The organism is Dellaglioa sp. CoH-57-MRSF-22, from assembly GCF_056781895.1.
On record NZ_JBXAXT010000252.1, the window covers coordinates 1 to 247 of the forward strand.

At 56.7% G+C, this 247-nt stretch carries 1 protein-coding gene; it reads left to right on the top strand.

Features of this window, described 5'->3' with window-relative positions:
* Window positions 1-247: hypothetical protein (locus tag AC1RPR_RS08980; RefSeq protein ID WP_481763603.1), on the top strand; the 247-nt coding region annotated here is incomplete at both ends.

Sequence of the window (247 nt, forward strand, 5' to 3'; positions counted from 1 at the left end):
ATGTGGCTCGATGTGGCTGAGACCAGCAACGCATTCCACATGGGTACGCTTCAGTCTGTTGACATGCTGCCCAGCGCCAGTGACGCATTGCCGTCCGCGTATATCGTTAAGCAGGGGCTCATTGAATCATTCCGCGCCTATACCTCGGGGAACGGCCTATGGGGTTTTGATGAGTACGCGTCAGATGGCGGCACGTACCCAGTTACGCAGCCGAGTGTCTTGTCAGTCACGGTGAACGGTGCTACCT